This is a genomic window from Raoultella sp., from assembly GCF_039594335.1.
Classification (GTDB): Bacteria; Pseudomonadota; Gammaproteobacteria; order Enterobacterales; family Enterobacteriaceae; genus Klebsiella.
The window spans coordinates 1-4,881 of record NZ_JBCNNS010000213.1; the positions used below are offsets into that span (position 1 = coordinate 1).

General features: G+C 51.8%; 4 protein-coding genes and 1 pseudogene. All 5 read left to right on the plus strand.

Annotation, left to right across the window (positions count from 1 at the left end):
• On the plus strand, positions 1-863 hold an 863-nt coding region (gene lysS, locus ACZAHD_RS21590), incomplete at its 5' end, for a lysine--tRNA ligase (protein WP_462458564.1).
• A 253-nt stretch (positions 864-1,116) separates the two neighbouring features.
• On the plus strand, positions 1,117-1,530 hold the full coding sequence (locus tag ACZAHD_RS21595) for a DNA breaking-rejoining protein (RefSeq protein ID WP_462458565.1): 414 nt from the start codon (positions 1,117-1,119) through the stop codon (positions 1,528-1,530).
• Between the two features lie 753 nt (positions 1,531-2,283).
• A complete protein-coding gene (locus ACZAHD_RS21600; protein WP_462458566.1) occupies positions 2,284-3,207 on the plus strand; it encodes a sugar ABC transporter substrate-binding protein in 924 nt (307 codons plus the stop codon).
• A 33-nt stretch (positions 3,208-3,240) separates the two neighbouring features.
• Complete coding sequence (locus ACZAHD_RS21605; RefSeq protein ID WP_462458567.1) at positions 3,241-4,725, plus strand: sugar ABC transporter ATP-binding protein; 1,485 nt, start codon at positions 3,241-3,243, stop codon at positions 4,723-4,725.
• Positions 4,726-4,744: 19 nt separating this feature from the next.
• Positions 4,745-4,881, plus strand: a pseudogene (locus tag ACZAHD_RS21610) (ABC transporter permease); the annotation flags it as partial.

The window sequence follows — 4,881 nt, forward strand, 5'->3', positions numbered from 1 at the left end:
CTGCTCGCCCGTTTATCACCCATCACAACGCCCTGGATATGGATATGTACCTGCGTATCGCGCCGGAACTGTATCTGAAGCGTCTGGTTGTGGGCGGCTTCGAGCGCGTGTTCGAAATCAACCGTAATTTCCGTAACGAAGGCATCTCCGTGCGTCACAACCCAGAGTTCACCATGATGGAACTCTATATGGCGTACGCGGACTATAAAGATCTGATCGAGCTGACCGAATCCCTGTTCCGCACTCTGGCGCAGACCGTGCTGGGTAAAAGCGAAGTGCCGTACGGCGACCAGGTATTCGATTTCGGTAAGCCGTTTGAAAAACTGACCATGCGTGAAGCTATCAAGAAATACCGCCCGGAAACCGAGATGGCGACGCTGGATAACTTCGCCGCGGCGAAAGCGCTGGCGGAATCTATCGGTATCCACGTTGAGAAGAGTTGGGGGTTGGGACGCATCGTCACGGAAATCTTCGACGAAGTGGCGGAAGCGCACCTGATTCAGCCGACCTTCATTACCGAGTATCCGGCGGAAGTCTCTCCGCTGGCGCGGCGTAATGACGTGAATCCGGAAATTACCGACCGCTTCGAGTTCTTTATCGGCGGCCGAGAAATCGGTAACGGCTTCAGCGAGTTGAACGACGCGGAAGACCAGGCGCAGCGCTTCCAGGAGCAGGTGAATGCGAAAGCCGCCGGTGACGATGAAGCGATGTTCTACGATGAAGACTATGTGACCGCGCTGGAATATGGTCTGCCGCCGACCGCCGGTCTGGGCATCGGTATTGACCGGATGGTGATGCTGTTTACCAACAGCCACACCATCCGCGACGTGATCCTGTTCCCGGCGATGCGTCCGCAGAAATAAATGACGCCTGCGGACAAAGCCCCTGGCTGGTCAGAGCCGGGGGCTTTTTTGTGTCATGGTCTTCTGATGCCGATAGCGCTTACCAATGCTCAGCGTCCGCAGGACGGGCTGGAGGCCATCATGGCGAGTGGCTTCATTTTGACGCGCAGGCGAATGCCCGGTGATGAAATCGTTTCAATCTATTTCCTGAAATATTCCCCACAAGACCTTATGTGCTATAACACCAGATATAACAACATAAGGTGTTAACTAAATGAAAAATTTAAAGTTAATTGTTGGAAGCTTGATCTGCGCTGGTTGTTTATTTGCGCCGCTATCTGCCCTGGCCAGTTATAAAATAAATACGCTTGCGGTTCATTTCGCTAAAGGTACCCACGGAACCACAATTAAAAATGCGCTGAGCGGCGCCGATGTGAAGGATTACACGCTGGTGGTGAAAGCGGGTCAGCGGATGCATGTCACCATGAAGAGCAAATGGCCTCATCCCTGTTTCAACGTGCTCAACCCTGCGAATGAGACCATTTTTAATGGCTCAATGACGGAAGGGGGATTTGAGCAGCGTCTGGAAACCAACGGAAAATATACCGTCCGCGTCTATCAGATGGGAAGCGCGCGCGATGAAGGAAAAACCAGTGCCTATGAGCTGGCGCTAAAAGTCACAGACTAGCATTTCTCCGCATAAGGCCGCTGTCCTCGCATCATGCTGCGGACTGTGTGAGGTGCACTATTTTGTTTGCGTTTTGGCGGCCGGGGCTGAGTGACATTACCTGATTTCAACCGTCAACCTATCGGCACGCATCGTCTGGTGGGGCTGGAGGTGATTTTGCTCATTCGTCACGCCCTGCCGCCCCGTGCTCCGCCACATCTCTCATCCCCTCCTGACGGGTCTTCCGCGTATTTTTTATCTTCCCGATGAGGCCGCGATCGTGGGCGGCGACAAGCGCATGCTCCGACACCTGAAAACGCGGCTGATGTTTCAAATACCCCTTTTCTTGAGGTGGGTAATCCTCTCTGGCGGATTGCCCGCGGCAGGCCTGTGACTTGTGCGTAAACTGCTGGGCGCCTCTCATTTTTTGCGCGTTTATGCCGCAATGTTAGATATCTGTCAAAGTTCTGTTATCAGGTGGTTTTAAAATTTTCATTTCAGTTATTTAATAATAAAAGTTTCATATGTGTTTTTAATGAAATAAAACATCTGAAATTGACTGGCCGATAAATCGTATGATTTATGAACTGTTGTTTTAATAATTCATTAGAAAAGCCACTAAATTAAGTGCTTCTGATAACCATGTGCAAAAAAGTGTGGTCAGAAGCAAGATTTATGGCTGACGAGCCGGCAGGTATCAGCAAGACGCTTTACGAAATGAATTTTTCATTTTATCTCAATGAACTGGCATATCACTGAACCCAAGGAACAACTATGAACATCAAGAAAACGATTGTTGCCTCTTTGTTAGTCTGTATGTTGCCCGCTGCGGTGATGGCAAAAGATCTCTCCGTCGGCGTTTCCATGGCGCTTTTCGACGATAACTTCCTGACTATTCTGCGTACCGCCATGCAAAAAGAGATGCAAAAAGAGGGGGTGAAATCGCAGGTCGAAGATGCCAAGGGTGATGTCGCGCAGCAGCTGCAGCAGGTGCAAAACTTTATTGGTCAGGGCGTCGATGCCATCATCGTCAACCCGGTCGATACCAACGCGGTGAAGCCGATTATCGATCAGGCGACCAAAGCCGGGATTCCGCTGGTCTTCGTTAACCGCCGCCCTCAGGTTACGCTGACCGACAAAATGGCCTATGTCGGTTCGGATTCGGTGCTGGCAGGCCGTCTGCAGATGGAAGCGCTGGCGAAGGCGATGAACGGCAAAGGCAACGTGGCGATTCTGCTGGGTGACCTGGCGAACGAATCCACCCGTGACCGCACCAAAGGTGTGGAAGAAGTCGTCGCGAAATATCCGAATATCAAGATAGTCCAGAAGCAGACGGCGAAATTTATGCGTAACGATGCCGTTGATGTGGTGAGTAACTGGATGACCAGCGGCGAAGATATTCAGGCGATCGCCTCTAATAACGATGAAATGGCGATCGGCGCGCTGCAGGCGTTGGGAAGCAACCCGAAGCACATTCTGGTCGCCGGTGTCGACGGGACACCTGACGCACTGCAGATGCTGAAAAACGGCAAGATGATCGCCACCATTTTCCAGGATGCTAGAGGGCAGGGGGAAGGGGCGGTGAATGCGGCCGTCAAACTGGCGAACGGGGAAAAAGTCGAAAAAGTCATCGATATCCCTTACCAGCTGATTACCAAAGAGAATATGTCTGAATTTGTCAGCCGTAATCAAAAATAATCATTTCTGGCTCAGCGGTACGGGAGGTGATGTATGAACGCTTTTGCACTTGAGGCCGAGGGTATCAGTAAGTTCTTTCCTGGCGTGAAGGCGCTCGATAATGTCTCATTGCGCGTGCGCCCAGGGACGGTGCACGCCCTGATGGGGGAGAACGGTGCGGGAAAGTCGACGTTAATGAAGTGCCTTATCGGGATTTACCGTCCCGATAAGGGTGCGATTCGGGTGAAGGGCGAACCGGTACAGTTCCAGGATACGATGGATGCGCTGCGCGCGGGGATCTCCATGATCCACCAGGAACTGAATCTGGTGCCGCATATGACGGTGGCAGAAAATATCTGGCTGGGACGCGAGCCGATGAAATACGGCTTTGTCGACCATCGGCAACTGGCCCGCCAGACTCAGACGTTGCTCAATAAACTGAATATCCGTTTATCCGCCGACCGGTTGGTGGGCGATCTCAGTATTGCCGCCCAGCAAATGGTGGAAATAGCCAAAGCGGTATCGTGGAACGCGGATATTGTCATTATGGATGAACCCACCTCGGCGCTGACGGAAAGCGAAGTGGCTCACCTGTTTACCATCATTCGCGATTTACGCGAGCAGGGAAAAGCGATTATTTATATCAGCCACAAGATGGATGAGATTTTCGCGATTACCGATGAAATTAGCGTCTTTCGTGACGGGACTTGGGTAGGCAGTCGGCAGACGGGGGAATTTACCCGTCAGTCGCTGATTACCCAGATGGTGGGCCGCGAATTAACTCAGCTGTTCCCGAAGTTCAATAATACGATTGGCGAAGAGGTGCTAACGGTGCGCAATCTGTCGCGCAAAGGCGACTTCGAGGAGGTGAATTTCAGCGTCCGCCGCGGAGAAATTCTCGGCGTTGCGGGTCTGGTTGGCGCCGGGCGCAGCGAAGTCATGGAGAGCCTGTTCGGGATGGAGCGCTTTGACAGCGGCGAAGTCTTGATTGACGGCCAGCCGGTGACGATCGACTCGCCTTCCGCGGCCATCGAAAAAGGGATGGCGCTGCTGACGGAAGACCGTAAAAAGTCCGGGCTGTTCCTCGTGCTCTCAGTGATGGAAAACATGAGTATCGTCAATATGCCGGAATATATCGGCAAGAGCGGGTTCGTCAAACATATGAAGATGGCGGAAGACTGCATGGAACAGATCCGTCGACTGAATATTAAAACCCCGACCATGGATCAGATTATTAATAATCTGAGCGGCGGTAATCAGCAAAAGGTCTTAATTGCCCGCTGGCTTTTAGCACAGCCCAAAATATTAATTCTTGATGAGCCAACCCGCGGGATTGACGTGGGGGCGAAAGCTGAAATTTATCATCTGATTAGCGAGCTGGCGAACCGTGGCGTCGCGGTGATTATGGTCTCTTCTGAACTCCCGGAAATTCTTGGTATGAGCGATCGCGTTATGGTCATGCATGAAGGACGTATTACCGGCATCCTCGACAAAGACGAGGCCGATCAGGAAACCATTTTGTCGTTGGCAGCCCACTGAGGTGTAGAGAATGAGCAATATGAAACTGACCGCAACCGCTGCAAATGAGCGATCCTCTTTCCTCGCTAATTTACGGCATAAATTGCCGAAAGATACCGGCATCTTTATTGTCATGGTGGTTATCGCCCTGACATTTGAAATTGCCGGCTGGTTGGT

What these genes read in the sequence shown, in the direction of transcription:
- ACZAHD_RS21595 (WP_462458565.1), top strand. Translation starts at nt 1,117, where the DNA reads ATGAAAAATTTAAAGTTAATTGTTGGAAGCTTGATCTGCGCTGGTTGT.
- ACZAHD_RS21600 (WP_462458566.1), top strand. Translation starts at nt 2,284, where the DNA reads ATGAACATCAAGAAAACGATTGTTGCCTCTTTGTTAGTCTGTATGTTG.
- ACZAHD_RS21605 (WP_462458567.1), top strand. Translation starts at nt 3,241, where the DNA reads ATGAACGCTTTTGCACTTGAGGCCGAGGGTATCAGTAAGTTCTTTCCT.